Annotated in this window: 18 protein-coding genes and 1 pseudogene; 13 read left to right on the top strand and 6 right to left on the bottom strand. The window is 69.8% G+C overall.

Annotated elements, in window-relative coordinates; genetic code table 11:
- Positions 1 to 202 (top strand): annotated as a pseudogene (locus MFF13_RS23790) (porin family protein); the annotation flags it as partial.
- Between the two features lie 188 nt (positions 203 to 390).
- On the opposite strand, the gene parE reads toward MFF13_RS23790, so the two are convergent.
- Positions 391 to 2,463, bottom strand: a complete 2,073-nt coding sequence (gene parE / locus MFF13_RS23795) for a DNA topoisomerase IV subunit B (RefSeq protein WP_238273111.1) — start codon at positions 2,461 to 2,463, stop codon at positions 391 to 393.
- 279 nt (positions 2,464 to 2,742) lie between these two features.
- On the opposite strand from parE, the gene MFF13_RS23800 reads away from it, so the two are divergent.
- Positions 2,743 to 2,928, top strand: a complete 186-nt coding sequence (locus tag MFF13_RS23800) for a hypothetical protein (protein ID WP_147751177.1) — start codon at positions 2,743 to 2,745, stop codon at positions 2,926 to 2,928.
- 93 nt (positions 2,929 to 3,021) lie between these two features.
- Here the strand turns inward: MFF13_RS23800 and topA are convergent, their stop codons facing one another.
- The 3 genes from topA to MFF13_RS23815 form a co-directional block, all read right to left on the bottom strand.
- The gene (gene topA / locus MFF13_RS23805) at positions 3,022 to 5,802 is read right to left on the bottom strand and encodes a type I DNA topoisomerase (RefSeq protein ID WP_238273112.1); all 2,781 of its coding nucleotides are present in this window, start codon (positions 5,800 to 5,802) and stop codon (positions 3,022 to 3,024) included.
- Positions 5,803 to 6,107: 305 nt separating this feature from the next.
- Complete coding sequence (locus MFF13_RS23810) at positions 6,108 to 7,031, bottom strand: molybdopterin-binding protein (RefSeq protein ID WP_147830288.1); 924 nt, start codon at positions 7,029 to 7,031, stop codon at positions 6,108 to 6,110.
- The gene (locus tag MFF13_RS23815) at positions 7,028 to 7,882 is read right to left on the bottom strand and encodes a cytochrome b/b6 domain-containing protein (RefSeq protein WP_238273113.1); all 855 of its coding nucleotides are present in this window, start codon (positions 7,880 to 7,882) and stop codon (positions 7,028 to 7,030) included. The genes MFF13_RS23810 and MFF13_RS23815 overlap by 4 nt, the downstream gene beginning before the upstream one ends.
- Before the next feature lie 158 nt (positions 7,883 to 8,040).
- Here MFF13_RS23815 and MFF13_RS23820 point away from each other — a divergent pair, with 158 nt between their 5' ends.
- The 6 genes from MFF13_RS23820 to dprA are packed head-to-tail and all read left to right on the top strand — an operon-like array spanning position 8,041 to position 12,733.
- Entirely contained in the window at positions 8,041 to 8,988 is a 948-nt protein-coding gene (locus MFF13_RS23820) for an aspartate carbamoyltransferase catalytic subunit (RefSeq protein ID WP_147751180.1), read from the top strand.
- A 1-nt stretch (position 8,989) separates the two neighbouring features.
- The gene (locus MFF13_RS23825; RefSeq protein WP_147751181.1) at positions 8,990 to 9,211 is read left to right on the top strand and encodes a type II toxin-antitoxin system HicA family toxin; all 222 of its coding nucleotides are present in this window, start codon (positions 8,990 to 8,992) and stop codon (positions 9,209 to 9,211) included.
- Positions 9,208 to 9,594 carry a type II toxin-antitoxin system HicB family antitoxin gene (locus tag MFF13_RS23830; RefSeq protein WP_187273701.1) on the top strand — a complete coding sequence of 129 codons (387 nt, stop codon included), beginning with the start codon at positions 9,208 to 9,210 and terminating at the stop codon, positions 9,592 to 9,594. The genes MFF13_RS23825 and MFF13_RS23830 overlap by 4 nt, the downstream gene beginning before the upstream one ends.
- Positions 9,595 to 9,604: 10 nt before the next feature.
- Positions 9,605 to 10,903, top strand: a complete 1,299-nt coding sequence (locus MFF13_RS23835; RefSeq protein ID WP_147830286.1) for a dihydroorotase — start codon at positions 9,605 to 9,607, stop codon at positions 10,901 to 10,903.
- Positions 10,900 to 11,532 carry a glycerol-3-phosphate 1-O-acyltransferase PlsY gene (gene plsY, locus MFF13_RS23840; protein WP_147830284.1) on the top strand — a complete coding sequence of 211 codons (633 nt, stop codon included), beginning with the start codon at positions 10,900 to 10,902 and terminating at the stop codon, positions 11,530 to 11,532. Before MFF13_RS23835 ends, plsY begins: the two co-directional genes overlap by 4 nt.
- 22 nt (positions 11,533 to 11,554) lie before the next feature.
- On the top strand, positions 11,555 to 12,733 hold the full coding sequence (gene dprA, locus MFF13_RS23845) for a DNA-processing protein DprA (protein WP_238273115.1): 1,179 nt from the start codon (positions 11,555 to 11,557) through the stop codon (positions 12,731 to 12,733).
- Positions 12,734 to 12,738: 5 nt separating this feature from the next.
- On the opposite strand, the gene ruvX is transcribed toward dprA, so the two are convergent.
- Positions 12,739 to 13,230 carry a Holliday junction resolvase RuvX gene (gene ruvX, locus MFF13_RS23850; protein WP_147762023.1) on the bottom strand — a complete coding sequence of 164 codons (492 nt, stop codon included), beginning with the start codon at positions 13,228 to 13,230 and terminating at the stop codon, positions 12,739 to 12,741.
- A gap of 22 nt (positions 13,231 to 13,252) precedes the next feature.
- A complete protein-coding gene (locus tag MFF13_RS23855) occupies positions 13,253 to 13,834 on the bottom strand; it encodes an SMI1/KNR4 family protein (protein ID WP_147830280.1) in 582 nt (193 codons plus the stop codon).
- Positions 13,835 to 13,951: 117 nt separating this feature from the next.
- Between MFF13_RS23855 and MFF13_RS23860 the strand changes: the two genes are divergently transcribed.
- The 5 genes from MFF13_RS23860 (at position 13,952) to gatB (ending at position 17,989) form a co-directional block, all read left to right on the top strand.
- On the top strand, positions 13,952 to 14,152 hold the full coding sequence (locus MFF13_RS23860; RefSeq protein ID WP_147751188.1) for a hypothetical protein: 201 nt from the start codon (positions 13,952 to 13,954) through the stop codon (positions 14,150 to 14,152).
- 121 nt (positions 14,153 to 14,273) lie between these two features.
- Positions 14,274 to 14,561, top strand: a complete 288-nt coding sequence (gene gatC / locus MFF13_RS23865; protein ID WP_147830278.1) for an Asp-tRNA(Asn)/Glu-tRNA(Gln) amidotransferase subunit GatC — start codon at positions 14,274 to 14,276, stop codon at positions 14,559 to 14,561.
- 113 nt (positions 14,562 to 14,674) lie between these two features.
- Positions 14,675 to 16,153, top strand: a complete 1,479-nt coding sequence (gatA, locus tag MFF13_RS23870; RefSeq protein ID WP_238273116.1) for an Asp-tRNA(Asn)/Glu-tRNA(Gln) amidotransferase subunit GatA — start codon at positions 14,675 to 14,677, stop codon at positions 16,151 to 16,153.
- Positions 16,150 to 16,452, top strand: a complete 303-nt coding sequence (locus MFF13_RS23875) for a hypothetical protein (RefSeq protein WP_147830276.1) — start codon at positions 16,150 to 16,152, stop codon at positions 16,450 to 16,452. Before gatA ends, MFF13_RS23875 begins: the two co-directional genes overlap by 4 nt.
- Positions 16,453 to 16,516: 64 nt before the next feature.
- Positions 16,517 to 17,989 carry an Asp-tRNA(Asn)/Glu-tRNA(Gln) amidotransferase subunit GatB gene (gatB, locus tag MFF13_RS23880; protein WP_147751191.1) on the top strand — a complete coding sequence of 491 codons (1,473 nt, stop codon included), beginning with the start codon at positions 16,517 to 16,519 and terminating at the stop codon, positions 17,987 to 17,989.
- The last annotated feature ends 18 nt before the right edge of the window (positions 17,990 to 18,007 follow it).

The raw sequence follows: 18,007 nt of genomic DNA on the forward strand, positions 1-18,007 counted from the left end.
CGTGACGCTGAAGGTGGAAGGCCTGTACGTGAACCTCGACCAGAACGGCCGCAACAACGGCGCGTTCGCCACCAACTCGACCGGCACCGTGACCCTGACCTCGCCGGGCGTGACCGTCGTGCAGAGCGGCCTGAACCGCAACAACAGCACCGAGTTCGCTGTCGTGCGCGCCGGCCTGAACTACAAGTTCGGCTCGTACTAGGACCTTCGGGACCGGACGCGGCCCGCACCCCGGGCCGCAGCCGAACCCGATCCTCGACCCGATACAGAGAAGCCCGGCCGAAAGGCCGGGCTTCTTGCGTTTTGCAGACCCGTTACTCGCACGGAGCTACGCACGAAAAAGCCCGGCCGCAGGGCCGGGCTTCGTGTCGCACCGCCAATGGGGTCGCCTCAGATGTCGAGGTCGGTCTTCTCGGCGAAGACGGCGCGCTCGGAGATGAAGGCGAAGCGCGCCTCGGGCTTGTTGCCCATCAGGCGCTCGACCGCGTCGCCCGTCGATTCGCGGGCTTCGTCGAGAACCGCGACGCGCAGCAGGATGCGCTTCTTCGGGTCCATCGTGGTTTCCTTCAGCTGCGCCGGCATCATCTCGCCCAGCCCCTTGAACCGGCTGATCTCGACCTTGCCGCCCTTGAACACCGACTTGATCAGCTGCTCCTTGTGGGCGTCGTCGCGGGCATAGGCCGTCTTGGTGCCCTGCTGCAGCCGGTAGAGCGGCGGCATCGCGAGGTAGAGGTGTCCCTTGTCGATCAGCTTGGGCATCTGTCGGTAGAAGAAGGTGATCAGCAGCGAAGCGATGTGGGCGCCGTCGACGTCGGCGTCCGTCATGATGATCACCTTGTCGTAGCGCAGGTCCTCCCCGCGGTACTGTCCGCCCGTGCCGCACCCTAACGCCAGGGTCAGGTCGCCGATCAGCTGGTTGGCGCCGAGCTTGTCGCGGCTCGCCGAGGCGACGTTCAGGATCTTGCCGCGCAGCGGGAGGATCGCCTGCGTGGCCCGGTCGCGCGCCTGCTTGGCCGAGCCGCCGGCCGAGTCGCCCTCGACGATGAAGATTTCGGAGCCCGCGGTGCCGGCGGCCGAGCAGTCGGCGAGCTTGCCGGGGAGCCGCAGCTTGCGCGTCGCGGTCTTGCGCGCGACCTCCTTCTCCTGGCGCCGGCGCAGGCGCTCCTCGGCCCGGTCGATCACCCAGTCGAGCACCTTGTTGGCCTGGGCCGGCGAGGCGGCGAGCCAATGGTCGAAGGCGTCGCGGATCGCCGTCTCGACGATGCGCGACGCCTCGACGGTGGCGAGCTTGTCCTTGGTCTGGCCCTGGAACTCGGGCTCGCGGATGAACACCGACAGCATCGAGGCGCAGGTGGCCATCACGTCGTCGGTGGTGACGGCCGTCATGCGCTTGGCCTGGTTCACCCGCTCGGCATGCTCGCGCAAGGCCCGCAAAAGCGCGACGCGCAGGCCCGATTCGTGGGTGCCGCCCTCCGGCGTCGGAATGGTGTTGCAGTAGGAAGCCGAGACGCCGTCGTCGTGCACCATCCAGGCGACGGCCCATTCGAGGGAGCCGTGCGAGCCGGGTTTGGTGATCTTGCCGGAGAAGATCGCGTCGGTGACGAGCTCCTTGCCCTCGATGTCGCGGGCGAGGTAGTCGCGCAGGCCGCCGGGGAAGCGGTGCACTGCCTCGGCCGGCACGTCGGTGCCCTCGATCAGAGACGGCGCGCAGCGCCAGCGGATCTCGACGCCGCCGAACAGGTAGGCTTTCGAGCGCGCCATCTTGAACAGGCGGCGCGGGTCGAATGCCAGCGAGCCGAAGATCTGCGCGTCGGGATGGAAGCGGATGCGCGTGCCCCGGCGGTTCTGCACCCGCCCGACCGTCTCCAGCCCACCCTGGGCATGCCCGCGCGAAAAACTCTGGCGGTAAAGGGTCTGGTTGCGCGCGACCTCGACCTCCAGCACGTCGGACAGCGCGTTGACGACGGAGATGCCGACGCCGTGCAGGCCGCCGCTGGTCTCGTAGACCTTGGAGTCGAACTTCCCGCCCGCATGCAGCGTCGTCATGATGACTTCGAGGGCGGACTTGCCCGGAAACTTCGGGTGCGGGTCGACCGGGATGCCGCGGCCGTTGTCGGTGACCACGAGCGCGCCCGACGCCTCGAGCTCGACCTCGATGAAGCTGGCATGGCCCGCTACCGCCTCGTCCATCGAGTTGTCGATCACCTCGGAGAAGAGGTGGTGCAGCGCCCGCTCGTCGGTGCCGCCGATATACATGCCGGGCCGGCGCCGCACCGGCTCCAATCCCTCCAGCACCTCGATGTCGGACGCGGTGTAGCCGGCCTCAGAACCGACGAGCGGGTCGAGCGCCGCCATCGGCGCCGCGGGCTTGCGCCGGCGGTCGGATGCGGGCGGAAGGTCGGCGGCGCCCTTGGCAGCGCCTTTGGCGCCCGGTCCGAACAGGTCGCGAGCGGGGTCGCTCACGCGACGGGCTCCAGGCTTAGGGTCACGTCTCGCATGGGCTTTCATCCGCTCACGATATCGGAACAAAACGGAAACATTAAAGGCGATCTGCCCGCGATTCCGTGGCGCAGCTTCGCATGTGCGGCGCGCGCCCACCAAACGCTGCGATGCAACCGTCATCGGAGTGATGCGCAGCTCTGGTTAAGATCGCCTCACGTTGCAGTTTCGCGCGGAACTGGGGAGGGCATCCTGCATTATACCGCAAAAGCTCCGCCGCGCTTAGGGCAGGGAACGCCACCGATGACGACCGCTTCGATCGAGGCCCGGACCCTCACCCTCGCTCGCCTGGAGCGCGCCGCCGGACAGGCCTTCGGCTGCGAGCAGGAGGGTGCGTCCGCGTCCCGCCTCACGCTCGTCGGCCCGACCACCATCGCCCTGGCGACCTTCGCGACGGCGCTTGCGGCGACGATCAGCTATCTGATCTGAGACGTCCGAGCGTCTTCACGCGAAGCGGTCACCGGCTCGCATGAAGACGATGCTTCGTGATTGGACCGGATCACCGAGCCGGCGGCGAACGGTCTAGCCGCTCGCCTTCTTCGTCGCAGCCGGCTTCGCAACGGTCGTCTTGGATGCGGTCGTCTTGGATGCGGGCGTCTTGGCCGCCGCGGCCTTCGGGGCCGTGCGCTTCTTCGCAGCCGGCTTGGCAGCGGATTTGGCAGGTGCGTCCACATCCTTGGTGGCCTTCGCGGGCTTCCGCGCCGCCGTCTTGGCGCCACGGGCCGGCGCGGCCTTGCGGCCCCGGCTCGGCTTGCCGCCGCCGGCCGCGCGCTTGGCGTTGACCAGGTCGATGCCCTCTGCGAGCGTCAGCGCCTCGGCGGCCGTCGACTTCGGCAGGGTCGCGTTGACCTCGCCGTCGGTGACGTAGGGGCCGTACTTGCCGGCCTTCACCACGAGCTCGCGCCCCGTCGCCTCGTCCTTGCCGATCGGACGGCCGGGATCGGAGGAGGGGCGACCGCGCCCGCCACCCTGTTCCTTGGCGACGATCAGGTCGATCGCCCGGTTGGCGCCGACCTCGAGCACGTCGTCGTCCTTGCCGAGGTTCGCGTAGGTCTTGCCGTGCTGCACGTAGGGCCCGAAGCGGCCGAGGTTGGCCAGGATCGGCTCGCCGGTCTCAGGGTGCTTGGCGACCTCGCGCGGCAGCGATAGCAGACGCAGCGCCTTCTCCAGGTCGACCATCGAGGGCGTCACGCCCTTCGGCAGCGACGAGCGCTTGGGCTTGGCCGCATCCTTCTCTGTCGATGCCTCGCCGAGCTGGACGAACGGACCGAAGCGGCCGTCGCGGATCGTCACCGGCAGGCCCGAGACCGGGTCGTTGCCGAGCAGCCGCGTCCCGGGCGGGCTGCCGTCCGGCGAAGACCCGTCGCCCTCGCCGTCGACGCCCGCGGCCGAGAGCTGGCGGGTGAACTTGCACTCGGGATAGTTCGAGCAGCCGACGAAGGAGCCGAACTTGCCGAGCTTCAGCGAGAGCTGGCCCGAGCCGCAGGTCGGGCATGTGCGCGGGTTCGAGCCGTCCGCCTTCTGCGGAAAGATGTGGTCGCCGAGCAGCGTGTTCAGCGCTTCCAGCACCTCGGTGACGCGCAGCTCCTTGGTGCCGCCGACGGCGGCCGAGAAGTCGCGCCAGAAGTCGCGCAGCACGTCGCGCCAGTCGATCTCGGCGTTCGACACCCGGTCGAGCTGGCCTTCGAGGTCGGCTGTGAAGTCGTACTCGACGTAGCGCTTGAAGAAGCTCTCCAAGAAGCCGGTCACCAGCCGGCCCTTGTCCTCGGGCTGAAGGCGCTTCTTCTCGATTTTCACGTATTCGCGGTCGCGCAGGGTCTGAAGCACGGCGGCGTAGGTCGAGGGCCGGCCGATGCCGAGTTCCTCCATGCGCTTGACCAGGCTCGCCTCGGAGAAGCGCGGCGGCGGCTCGGTGAAATGCTGGGTCGAGGCGATGCGCTCGCGCTTCAGCGCCTCGCCGGCCTTCATCGGCGGCAGGCGCTTGCCGTCCTCGTCCTCCTCGTCGTCCTTGCCCTCTTGGTAGAGGGTGAGGAAGCCGTCGAACTTCACGACCTGGCCGGTGGCGCGCAGGTCGATCTTGCGCGGGCCGACGCTGGCCGTCACGTCCACGGTCGTGCGCTCCAGTTCGGCCGACTCCATCTGGCTCGCGACGGTGCGCGTCCAGATCAGGTCGTAGAGCTTGGCCTGCTCGGGATCGAGCATGCGCGCGACCTGCTTCGGCAGCCGGCCCATCTCGGTCGGGCGCACGGCCTCGTGGGCCTCCTGCGCGTTCTTGGCCTTGACGCTGTACTTGCGCGGCACGCCCGGCACGTACGTGTCGCCGAACTCGCGGCCGATCACGCGGCGCGCGTCGGCGATGGCTTCGGGCGCCATGTCGACGCCGTCGGTCCGCATGTAGGTGATGAGGCCCACGGTCTCGCCGCCGATGTCGACGCCCTCGTAGAGTTTCTGCGCGACGCGCATAGTCTGCGCCGGCGCCATCCCGAGTTTTCGCGATGCTTCCTGCTGCAGGGTCGACGTGGTGAAAGGCGGCTGCGGGTGGCGCTTGGCGGGCTTGGCCTCCACGCTCGCCACCTGGAAGGTCGCGAGCTCGAGGTCGCGCTTGAACGCGGCCGCGTCCTCGCCGTTGCCGACGTCGAGGCGCTGGATCCGCTTCCCGTCGGCGCCGACGAGCCGGGCCTCGAACACGCCGCCGTCGGCGGTCGAGAGCGTCGCCACCAGCGACCAGTACTCGCGCGGCTTGAAGCGCTCAATCTCGACCTCGCGCTCGCAGACGAGCCGCAGCGCCACCGACTGCACGCGCCCGGCCGAGCGGGCGCCGGGGAGCTTGCGCCACAGCACAGGCGAGAGGTTGAAGCCGACGAGGTAGTCGAGCGCCCGGCGGGCGAGGTAGGCGTCGACCAGCGCCTGGTCGATCTGGCGCGGCTGGCGCATCGCCGTCTCGACCGACGCCTTGGTGATCGCGTTGAAGGTGACGCGCTCGACGGGGATGCCCTTCAGCACCTTGCGGGCATTCAGCGCCTCCAGCACGTGCCAGGAGATCGCCTCGCCCTCGCGATCCGGGTCGGTCGCCAGGATCAGCTTGTCGGCGCCCTTCACGGCGCGGGCGATCTCGGACACCTGCTTCGATCCGCGGGCGTCGAGCTCCCAGATCATGTTGAAGTCGGCCTCCGGGTCGACCGAGCCGTCCTTGGCAGGAAGGTCCCGGATGTGCCCGAACGAGGCGATGACTTCATAGTCCCGGCCAAGATACTTGTTGATGGTCTTGGCTTTGGCCGGCGACTCGACGACGACGACTTTCATGGACGAAACAGCCTCTCGTCAAAGCCCGAGCAGCGGCAGGAACGCACCAATTGTGGGGTTTCGCGCCGCGGCCGGGCCGGACCTGCGCCGGGCATGAAGTGGTTCATGCCCCGCGGGTTGTCAAATGGGGGCTGTCCAAAGCGTGGCGCGAACGCGCCAGTACAGTCTCGCCGCAGCGGCGCTCCGACGGAGGGTGAGGACTCCGGAAACGCTACGCGACTCCCCCTCCCATGGGAGAAGGGACCCGCGCTCGACCAAACACCCGGTCGAGCGCGGCAAATCGCCAGGATTCGGAAGCGCGAGCCTCAGATCCCCGCGTACCACTCGTAGCCGCGGTCTTCCCAGTAGCCGCCCTGGCCGTCGCCGATCTTGGCGAGGGAATCGACCACCTCGATCCGCATCACGTACTTGGCCTGCTTGTAGCCGAGCTGGCGCTCGATCCGAAGGCGCAAGGGGGCGCCGTTCGAGACCGGGAGCGGCTTTCCGTTGAGGTCGTAGGCGAGGATCGTCTGCGGATGGAAGGCGTCGGTGAGGTCGATGCTCTCGTAGTAGCGGATCGGCGTGCGCGTCTCCTCCGGCTCCTCGGGCGGCGTGCCGCCCCAGGCGTCGGCATCGTTGCCCGCCGCAGCGACCTGGACGTGGCGCACCGCGCTCGGGTTCTCTGGTTGTATGAAGGCCCCGTCCTTGGTGCCGTCCTTGCCGCCCTCCAACCCGCCGCCGGCATATTCCAGCGTGTCGGCGCAGTGGAACACGACGTAGCGCGCCTGCGGCTTCAACCCGGCGCGGTTCAGCACCTCGGACAGGGGCACGCCGGCCCACTTGCCGATGCAGCTCCAGCCCTCGACGCAATCGTGCCGCGTGGTCTGCGTCCGCGACGGCAACCCGCGCAGGTCCGCGAGGCTGAAGCTCTGCGGGCGCTCGACCAGGCCGCCGACCTCGAGCTTGAAGGTGGAGAAGTTCGAGGCCGCCAGCGCCTTGTAGGCCTTGTCCGGCGGGTCGATCGTCCCGTTCGGCTTGAACACGGCCGAAATCTCGGACTCGGGGAATTCCCTGGCGAGCGAGGCGTTCGAGAGCAGCAGGCGCTGCACGAACAGGTTGGCGTCCTCCCCGGCCTTCAGGGTCCGCGGGCCGTAGGCGGAGCCGGCGAAGCGGTCGCAGCCGGCGAGCATCGCGGTGCCACCGAGCGCGGCGACGGTGGTGAGGAAGCGGCGGCGGTCGAGGGTGCTCATCGGCGGGTCGCTCCATCCTGCTCGATCGCGAACCAGCCGGTGACCATGCCGCGCATGTTGTTCCAAAACCCTGAGACCAGCACCAGCACCACGTGCACGATCACGAACAGCACCAGGAGGTTGGCCACGATGAAGTGGACCGTGCGGGCCGATTGCCGGCCGCCGAACGCATCGACGAGCCAGGGCCAGGCGGCGTCCATGCCGGGCGACATCGCAAGGCCGGCCAACACCATCGCCGGCAGCAGACCCGCGATGACGGCGAGGTAGGTCAGCTTCTGCAGCACGTTGTAGCGCTTGGCCTCCTCGCCCTTGGGGAAGTGCAGGGTGAGGTGCTCGCGCACCGAGCCGCCGATGTCGCGCACCTGGTCGCCGTCCGGGATCACCCGGCGGCGCAGCTGCCCCGACACCAGCCCGTAGAACAGGTAGATCGCGCCGTTGATCACCAGCGCCCAGGCAAACAGGAAGTGCCAGCGCCGGGCGGTGGCGAGGTCCTGCCCCGAGGGGATCGTGCTCCACGAAGGGAACGCCCGGTCGGCTATCTGGCCCTGGTCCTTGGAGAGGCCGAGCACGCCGGTCGTGTCGAAGGTGTAGCCGCCGACCGTGACGACGCCGCGGGCGTTGCCCTTGGCGTCGGTGTCGCTGGTGATCGCGAGCGCCGGGGTGTCGAAGGTCGACTTCGCGCCCCAGTACAGGGCCGGGTGCGCATTGAAGATTTGCAGCCCGCTCATCAGCAGGATCAGCAGGGAGGCGGCGTTGAGCCAATGCGCGAGGCGGATCACCAGCGGATGCCGGTAGATCGTCTCGCGGCGGGGGGACGCGGCGCCGGAGGGAATCGCCGGGGAAGCTGCCAAGGGAAGTTCGCCTGATTGCAGGAAAAGGATGGGAGGAACTGCGACCCATTCGCCGCGTGGTCCCAGCCGGTTACGTACAACCGCCGCGGAAAGTTGCCAGCCTCCGGATCGCGGCCCGCGCTTGCCGTCGCACCGGCCGCGACCTATCACGCGAGCCGATGAGCCAGCCGACGCACCCGAACTATCCCCACCGGCATCTCCTCGGGATAGAGGGCCTGTCGCGCCCCGACATCGAGGGGTTGCTCGACCGGGCGGATGCCGCGGTGGCGATCTCCCGCCAGGTCGAGAAGAAGCTCTCGACGCTGCGGGGCCGCACCCAGATCAATCTGTTCTTCGAGCCCTCGACGCGGACGCAATCCTCGTTCGAGCTCGCCGGTAAGCGCCTCGGCGCCGACGTGATGAACATGTCGGTGGCGTCTTCCTCGGTGAAGAAGGGCGAGACGCTGATCGACACTGCGGCGACCCTGAACGCGATGCGCCCCGACATCATCGTGGTGCGCCACCATTCGGCCGGCGCCGTGCACCTGCTCGCCCGCAAGGTGGACTGCTCGGTCGTGAACGCCGGCGACGGCGCCCACGAGCACCCGACCCAGGCGCTGCTCGACGCGCTGACCATCCGGCGCAACAAGGGGCGGATCGAGGGGCTTCGAGTCGCGATCTGCGGCGACGTGCTGCACAGCCGCGTCGCCCGCTCGAACCTGATCCTGCTTCAGGCGATGGGCGCGCGCGTCCGCGTGATCGCGCCGTCCTCGCTCCTGCCCGCTGGCATCGAGCGCTTCGGCGTCGAGGTGTTCACCGACATGCGTAAGGGCCTCGACGGCTGCGACATCGTGATGATGCTGCGCCTGCAGCGCGAGCGCATGAACGGCTCCTTCGTGCCGTCGGTGAAGGAGTACTTCCGCTATTATGGTCTCGACGCCGACAAGCTCGCGCTCGCCGCCCCCGACGCCCTGGTGATGCATCCCGGCCCGATGAACCGCGGCGTCGAGATCGCCTCGGACATCGCCGACGGCGCGCAATCGCTGATCCGCGAGCAGGTCGAGATGGGCGTCGCCGTGCGGATGGCGGTGATGGAAGCGCTGGCCTCGCACCTGCCGAACGCTTGACATGCCTCCGCGCGACTTCGACCTTGATATCCAGGCCATTCGGCGGCGCCTGGAACGGGAGGGTTGGATGACGCGACCGTTCAAGGGACCGCACGACATCTACGCGCATCCCGAGCGGGCGGGGACCGTCGCGGTGCCGCGCGGCCGCGGCGACCTTCCGGCCGGGACCGCGCGAAGCATCGCCCGGGCGGCCGGCTGGACGAAGGGGAGGCAGGAATCGTGACGGCGTATGTCGGCATTCTCGAGAAGGACCCGACCAGCCTCTGGGGCGTATGGTTCCCCGACCTGCCCGGCTGCATCGCCGCCGCCGAGACGGCCGACGCGACCGTGATCCAGGCGGCCGAGGCGCTTGTGCAGTGGATGGCGCTGATCGAGGAGGACGGACGGACCCTGCCGCCTGCGCGGACCATCGAGGTCCTCCGTCAGGACGTGGACGTCTCGCAGGCACTTGCCGCCGGCCACGCCGCCGTCGTCATCCGTCCCCCCTTCGACGAGCTCGGACTCGACGAGACGGCGATCAGAGCGATCGATTCGGCTGCCGAGCGCCGCGGCCTTTCCCGGCGTGATCTCGTTCGCGAGATGGTCCTCAATCAGATCGCGGTTTGATCCCCCCCAGATGCTGCTCCTCACCAACGCCGCCCTCCTCGACCCGGCCTCCGGCCGCGAAGGGCCGGGCCATGTCCTGATCCGCGACGGCCGCATCGCCGACGTCGCCTGGGGCGCCGAGCCCGGCACCCCGGAGGGCGCGAAGGCGATCGATTGCGGCGGGCACGTGCTGGCGCCGGGCCTGATCGACATGCGTGCCTTCGTCGGGGAACCCGGCGCCGAGCACCGCGAGACCCTGGCGAGCGCGAGCGCGGCGGCGGCGGCGGGAGGCGTCACGACGCTGGTCTGCATGCCGGACACCAACCCGGTGATCGACGGGCCGGCGATCGTCGACTTCGTGCTGCGGCGCGCCCGCGACACCGCCTGCGTCAACGTCCTGCCGGCCGCTGCCATCACCAAGGGACTCGCCGGACAGGAGATGACCGAGTTCGGCCTGCTCCAGGAAGCCGGCGCGGTCGCCTTCACCGACGGGCTGAGAGCCGTCACGCATGCTCAGGTGATGCGCCGGGCGATGACCTACGCCCGCGACTTCGGCGCCCTGCTGATGCAGCACGTCGAGGAGCCCGACCTGGTCGGCGAGGGGGTGATGAACGAGGGCGAGTTAGCGTCGCGCCTCGGACTGATGGGCATCCCGCGCGAAGCGGAGACGATGATGCTGGAGCGCGACCTCCGCCTCGTCCGCCTCACCGGCGCGCGCTACCACGCGGCGATGATCTCGTGCGCCGACTCAGTCGAGATCGTGCGTCGGGCCAAGGCGGACGGGCTGCCGGTGACCTGCGGCGCCTCGGTCAACAACCTCGTCCTGAACGAGGGCGACATCGGCCACTACCGCACTTTCTGCAAGCTCTCGCCGCCCCTGCGCGGCGAGGCCGACCGGCAGGCGCTGGCGGCGGCGCTGAACGAGGGGGTGATCGACGTGGTCGTCTCCGACCACAACCCGCAGGACGTGGAGACCAAGCGGTTGCCCTTCGCCGAGGCCGCCGACGGCGCGCTCGGGATCGAGACCCTGCTCGGCGCCTCGCTTCGCCTCGTGCGCGCGGGGGACGTCTCCCTCGCGCGCCTGCTCGCCGCCCTGTCGGCGAACCCGGCTCGGATCCTCGGCCGCGAGGCCGGGCGTCTCGCCGTCGGCGCCCCGGCCGACCTCGTGCTGATTGATCCCGACGTGCCCTACGTCCTCGACAAGCGGACATTGAAGTCCCGCTCCAAGAACTCGCCCTTCGACGAGGCAAGGATGCAGGGCGCGGCGGTGCTGACGCTCGTCGGCGGCCGAATCGTCCACCGCTCACCCGACCTCGCGGCGGCGGCATGACCGCGCCGTCGGACATCGCCTGGCCGGTCGTCCTCGGTTGCCTGGCGCTCGGCTACGCACTGGGCTCGATTCCCTTCGGGCTGATCTTCACGCGGCTGGCCGGCCTCGGCGACGTGCGGGCCATCGGCTCGGGCAACATCGGCGCGACCAACGTGCTGCGCACCGGCCGCAAGGGCCTCGCGGCCGCGACGCTGCTCGGCGACGCGCTCAAGGGCACCGCGGCGGTGCTGATCGCGCAGCGGATCGGCCAAGGGGTTGGCCAAGGCTCCGGCGCTTGGCCGGCGCTCGCGGCCGGGCTCGGCGCCTTCCTCGGGCATCTCTTCCCGGTCTGGCTCGGATTCAAGGGCGGCAAGGGTGTCGCCACCTTCCTCGGCGTGCTGCTGGCGCTGAGCCCCCTGGCGCTGCTCGCCTTCGCCGCGATCTGGCTCGGCCTCGCCTTCACCCTGCGCTACTCGTCGCTCGCGGCGCTCGCGGCCTCGGCCGCAACCCCTATCATCCTGTGGGCGTTGGGCGATCCGAGCCGCGCGGGGCTCTTCCTCGTTCTCGGCCTGCTGCTATGGTGGAAGCACGCGCCCAACATCCGCCGGCTCGTCGACGGCACCGAGGGACGGATCGGTCAGAAGGGCTGAGACCCCTTCCGAGGGAGGGCCCGTGCAGCTCACCGACGCACAGCGGGTCGACTGGCTCCGCCTGATCCGCACCGAAGGGGTCGGCCCGCGCACCTTTCGCGGCCTGATCAACCGCTTCGGCGGCGCCGCGGCCGCGCTCGCGGCCCTGCCGAACCTCACCGCCCGGCGCGGACGACGGATCGAGCCGCCGACGCGCGACGAGGCCGAGGCCGAGATCGCGGCGGCCGCGCGCCTGGGTGCCCGCATCGTCGCGATGGGGGAGGCCGGTTACCCGAAGATCCTCCAGGCGGCCGATTCTGCGCCGCCGCTCGTCGCGATCCGCGGGTCCGCCGAAGCGCTGGCCCGGCCCGCGGTGGCGATCGTCGGCTCGCGCAACGCCTCGGCCTCGGGATTGGCCTTCACCGAACGGTTGGCGCGGGGCTTGGGCGAGGCGGGCCTCGTCGTGGTCTCGGGCCTGGCCCGCGGCATCGACGCCCGCGCCCACAAGGCCTCGGCCGCGACCGGCACCGTCGCGGTGCTCGCCGGCGGGCACGACAAGATCTATCCGGCCAACCACGCCGGCCTCGTCGAGTCGATGCTGGAGGCCGGCGGCGCGGTTGTCGCCGAGATGCCGATGGGCTGGGTGCCCCGCGGACGCGACTTCCCGCGGCGCAACCGCATCATCTCGGGGCTCGCCTACGGCACCGTGGTGGTCGAGGCGGCGCGCCGGTCGGGCTCGCTGATCACCGCGCGCTTCGCCCTCGAACAGGGGCGCGAGGTGTTCGCGGTGCCGGGCTCGCCGCTCGATCCGCGGGCGGAGGGCACCAACGACCTCATCCGCCAGGGCGCGACGCTCGTCGCCGAGGTGGATCACGTCCTCGCCGCGATCGCGCCGCTGATCGAGCGCGGCGGCGACCCCGACCAGGCGCCGGCCTTGCCGCCACCGGATCTGGCCGACCAGCCGGATTTCTGGGACGAGATCGACCTCGATGACGGCGCCTCATCAATGCCGGCGCCGTCGTTCGAGGCGCCGGAGCCGGCAGAGCCGGTGGGCGACCGCGAGACGATCGTCGCCGCGCTGAGCCCGACGCCGGTCGGCACCGACGAGATCGCCCGCGCGACCGGCCTGTCGGTGCGCGTGGTGCAGACGACGCTGCTCGAACTCGAGCTCGACGGGCGGATCGAGCGGCACGGCAGCGGGATGGTGTCGCTCGTCGGGTGACGCCTTCAATCCAGGTCGTCGTCCTCCGATTCGACCATCCCGCGCATCCGGTCGAGGCAGCCCTGCAGGATGTAGGCGGCGGCGAGCTTGTCGACGAGTTGGCTGCGCTTGGCCCGAGAGGTGTCGGCCGCGATCAGCGCGCGGGTGACGACGGCGGTCGAGAGGCGCTCGTCGTAGAACAGGACCGGAAGGTCGAGGAGCGGCTTCAGGTTGCGCACGAACGAGCGCGTCGACTGCACCCGCACGCCCTCGCTCCCGTCCATGTTCAGCGGCAGGCCGATCACCAGGCCGCCGACCGCGTGCTGCTCGCACAGGAACCGCAGCCGCGCCACGTCGGGCGTGAACTTCACGCGCTTGATCGTCTCAAGCGGCGAGGCGATCTGCCGTCCGAGGTCGGACAGCGCGAGGCCGATGGTCTTGGTGCCGAGATCGATGCCGATCAGCCGGGGTCCGCCGCGGGAGGCCTCGGCGAAGGTGCGTAGCGCGTCCGTGTCCATCGTGTCCCATCCCGCCAAGCGCTCACACCGGCGCGCCGTCCTGCGCCGGCTCGCCGGCCCGCGCCAGCACCGCCGCCTCGATGCCCTCGAAGGTCGAGACGAGCGGCGGGGTGCCATCGCCGAGCACGTCGAGGATCGTCAGCCCCTGCGTCCGCTTGAAGAACGCGTCCAGGGTGTCGCCGCCGAAGCGGACGGTCTCGAGGTCGGGGGCCATCACCCAGATCGGGTACTCGCCCGCGCCCGACACGTCCCAGAACAGGAAGCTGCCGTCGTCGCCCTCGCCGAAGAAGCAGGCGCGCTCCAGCCGCGACAGGTCGCCGTCCTCGATCGAGAAGCGGTGCGGCGTGTCGGCGGCGGAAAGCGCCTGGATCGCTGCGTTGATGCTGTCGGCGACGATCTCGGCCCGCGTCACCAGGTCGGCCGCCGGGTAGGGCAGGGGCGTCGCGATCCGGAAGTGGCCGTTCGCGAGCCCGGCGCCGCACGCGCGGCAGAAGCTGCGATACGATTCGGGCAGCGCGAACCCGAGTTCGGCCTCCGCCCGCGCGATCTCCGCCTCGCTCGACCGCGCCCCCGGATGAAGGCGCTCGAACACCGTGTTCCACATCGCGTCCCCGCTCCATCCACAGGCGTTAACCGCGTCCCGAACTTGCCCTGGCGCAGGACGCAGCGCTTCCCTCATAACGATGGTTAAGGTTTCGTTAACCCCGTTGCGGAGGCAATCGTGCAGGCTATCGGTTCGTTCGTCCCCCAAGCTCCCGTCAAGGCGCCCGCCCGGCGTGCCATGCCGCGCAAGCACAAGCTGATGCTGCTGATCGCCTTCGAGGTGCTGGTGCTGGGCTTCGCCCTCGCGGAGTTCCGCCCCATCCGCCCAAGCGGCATCCTCATCGAGACCACGGGGATCCCGAACCATATCGTCACCTGATCGCCGGCGCGTTGCGGCGCCGCGAAGCCCGGTGCTATAGCGCCTGGACCGTGGAAGGGCCGGCAATCGCCGCTGCCGGCGCCCGACCTTCCGAGACGAACGCGCAAGACGAACAGGCAGCATGTCGGTCGACGAGAAGACAGTCCGGCGCATCGCGCATCTGGCCCGCATCGCGGTGGCCGACGACGAGGTCGCGCCGCTGCAGGGCGAGCTGAACGCCATCCTCGCCTTCGTCGAGCAGCTGAGCGCGGTCGACGTGACCGGCGTCGAGGCGATGACCTCGGTGACGCCGATGGCGATGAAGAAGCGCAAGGACGTCGTCACCGACGGCGGTCGCGCGGTCGACGTGGTCGCCAACGCGCCGGAGACCGAGGACCACTACTTCCTCGTTCCCAAGGTCGTCGAGTAGGCCGGCCGGGCCGCGAAACGCCGGCCCGTGAACGACATCTGCCGCGTCCGCCGGCTCCGCCGGCCGGAACGCCCCTGACCCGCATCGCGGCCGAACGGCCGAGGACGAACAGCGTGACGGAACTCAACGAACTCAGCCTCGCCGAGGCGCGCGACGGCCTGAGGGCCAAGACCTTCTCCGCCCGCGAGATCGCGCAGGCGCACATCGACGCCCTGGAGAAGGCGCGCGTGCTCAACGCCTACCTGCTGGAGACGCCCGACCGCGCCCTCAAGATGGCCGAGGCGTCCGACGCGAAGATCGCCAAGGGCGAGGCCGGGCCGCTCGAAGGCCTGCCGCTCGGCATCAAGGACCTGTTCTGCACCGAAGGCGTGACCACGACGGCGGGCTCCAAGATCCTGGAGAATTTCGAACCGCATTACGAATCCGCCGTCTCCGCTAACCTCTGGCGCGACGGCGCGGTGATGCTGGGCAAGCTGAACCTCGACGAGTTCGCCATGGGCTCCTCGAACGAGACCAGCGCCTACGGTGGAGTGATCTCGCCGTGGCGGCGTACCGGGTCCGACGTGAAGATCGTCCCCGGCGGCTCGTCGGGCGGCTCGGCCGCGGCGGTCGCGGCGCATCTGTGCCTGGGCGCCACCGCCACCGACACCGGCGGCTCGATCCGGCAGCCGGCCGCCTTCACCGGCACGGTCGGGATCAAGCCGACCTACGGCCGCGTCTCGCGCTGGGGTACGGTGGCCTTCGCCTCCTCCCTCGACCAGGCCGGGCCGATCGCCCGCACGGTGCGCGACTGCGCGATCCTGCTCGGCTCGATGGCAGGGCCTGATGCCCGCGACACCACCTGTGTCGACCTCCCCGTGCCGGATTTCGAGGCCGCGGTCTCGCGCGGCGTGAAGGGCCTCACCATCGGCATCCCGAAGGAGTACCGGGTCGAGGGCATGCCCGCCGAGATCCAGAAGCTCTGGGACGACGGCGCCGCCTGGCTGAAGGACGCGGGCGCGACGATCCGCGAGATCTCGCTGCCGCACACCAAGCTCGCGCTGCCGGCCTACTACATCGTCGCGCCGGCCGAGGCTTCCTCGAACCTCGCCCGCTACGACGGCGTCCGCTACGGCCTTCGCGTGCCGGGACGTGACATCGCCGCCATGTACGAGAACACCCGCGCGGCCGGCTTCGGCCGCGAGGTGAAGCGCCGGATCATGATCGGCACCTACGTGCTGTCGGCCGGCTACTACGACGCCTACTACGTCCGCGCTCAGAAGATCCGCACGCTGATCAAGCGCGACTTCGAGGAGGCCTATGCGGCGGGCGTCGACGCCATCCTGACGCCGGCGACGCCGTCCTCCGCCTTCGGCGTCGGCGAGAAGGCCTCCGCCGACCCGGTCGAGATGTACCTCAACGACGTGTTCACCGTGACCGTGAACATGGCCGGGCTTCCCGGCATCGCGGTGCCGGCCGGTCTCGACGGCCAGGGCCTGCCGCTCGGTCTGCAGCTCATCGGGCGGCCGTTCGACGAGGAGACCCTGTTCGCCACCGCCGAGGTCATCGAGCGCGCGGCCGGGCGCACGGTGCTGCCGAAGGTCTGGTGGTGACGGTCCCGTATTATCCCTGGACGGTCTGGATCTGGGCCGGTTTCGATCCGGTCCTGATCGCGGTCTGCCTCTATCTCGGCTGGTCGGCGGACCAGTTCGGCAAACTCTTCGTCGCGGTGATCGCGGGGTTCGTGGCGGCGGTGCTGTTCTCCTGGGCGGTCACCGCGATCGGCATTCCCTGGCCGGCGCCCGTGAGCCACGACGGGCCGACCTTCTTCCCGGTACGGGTCGGCGCGGCCATCCTGTGGTCGATCCTGGGCTTCACCGCCCGAAAGATCCTGCGGCCGCACGCGCCTTGACCGGCCTGCGCACCGCCACGACACTCCGCGGCGCTCCGGCGCTTCGTTGCATGAAAGTCCGAGCATGACGGCTCCCGTGAACCCGAAGAAGCTCATCAAGGGCGCCGAGCACGACTGGGAGGTCGTGATCGGCATGGAGATCCACGCCCAGGTCACCAGCCGCTCGAAGCTGTTCTCCGGCGCCTCCACCGAGTTCGGGGCCGAGCCGAACGACCACGTCTCGCTGGTCGACGCGGCGATGCCGGGCATGCTCCCGGTGATCAACGAGGAATGCGTGGCGCAGGCCGTGCGCACCGGCCTCGGCCTGAAGGCGCAGATCAACCACCGCTCGGTGTTCGACCGGAAGAACTACTTCTACCCGGACCTGCCGCAGGGCTATCAGATCTCGCAGTACAAGGACCCGATCGTCGGCGAGGGCGAGGTCGTGGTCGACCTGCTCGACGGCGAGTCGATCACCGTCGGGATCGAGCGGCTGCATCTGGAGCAGGATGCCGGCAAGTCGCTGCACGACCAGAACCCGACCCAGAGCTTCGTCGACCTCAACCGCTCCGGGGTCGCGCTGATGGAGATTGTCTCGCGGCCGGACCTGCGCTCCTCCGAGGAGGCGCGCGCCTACGTGACCAAGCTGCGCACGATCCTGCGCTACCTCGGCACCTGCGACGGCGACATGGAGAAGGGTTCGCTCCGCGCCGACGTGAACGTTTCGGTGCGGCTGCCCGGCCAGCCGCTCGGCACCCGCTGCGAGATCAAGAACGTCAACTCGATCCGCTTCATCGGCCAGGCGATCGAATCGGAGGCGCGGCGTCAGATCGCGATCATCGAGGACGGCGGCACGATCGCGCAGGAGACGCGCCTGTACGACCCGTCCAAGGGCGAGACCCGGTCGATGCGCTCGAAGGAGGAGGCGCACGACTACCGCTATTTCCCCGACCCGGACCTGCTCCCGCTCGAGTTCGACCAGGCCTACGTCGACGCCCTCGCCGAAGGGCTCCCCGAGCTGCCGGATGCCAAGAAGGCGAGACTCATCGCCGATTTCGGGCTCTCGCCTTACGACGCCAACGTGCTCGTCGCCGAACGGGCGTCTGCCGACTACTACGAGGCGGTGGCCGCCAAGCGCGACGGCAAGGCGGCCGCGAACTGGGTGATCAACGAGCTGTTCGGGCGCCTCAACAAGGAAGGCCTCGGCATCGAGGCGACGCCGGTCTCCGCCGACCAGCTCGGCCAGATCATCGACCTGATCGGCGAGGGCGTCATCTCCGGCAAGATCGCCAAGGACCTGTTCGAGATCGTCTGGACCGAGGGCGGCGACCCGCGTGCGGTCGTCGAGGCGCGCGGGATGAAGCAGGTCACCGACACCGGCGCGATCGAGGCGGCGATCGACGACATCGTCGCCAAGAACCCCGACAAGGTCCAGCAGGCGAAGGAGAAGCCGACGCTGCTCGGCTGGTTCGTCGGCCAGACCATGAAGGCCACCGGCGGCAAGGCCAACCCGGCCGCCGTCAACGCCCTGCTGAAGAGCAAGCTCGGGATCGACTGAGCCGCCTGCGCCCAGAGC

It is taken from the genome of Methylobacterium cerastii, from assembly GCF_022179125.1.
In the GTDB taxonomy this organism is placed as follows: domain Bacteria; phylum Pseudomonadota; class Alphaproteobacteria; order Rhizobiales; family Beijerinckiaceae; genus Methylobacterium; species Methylobacterium cerastii.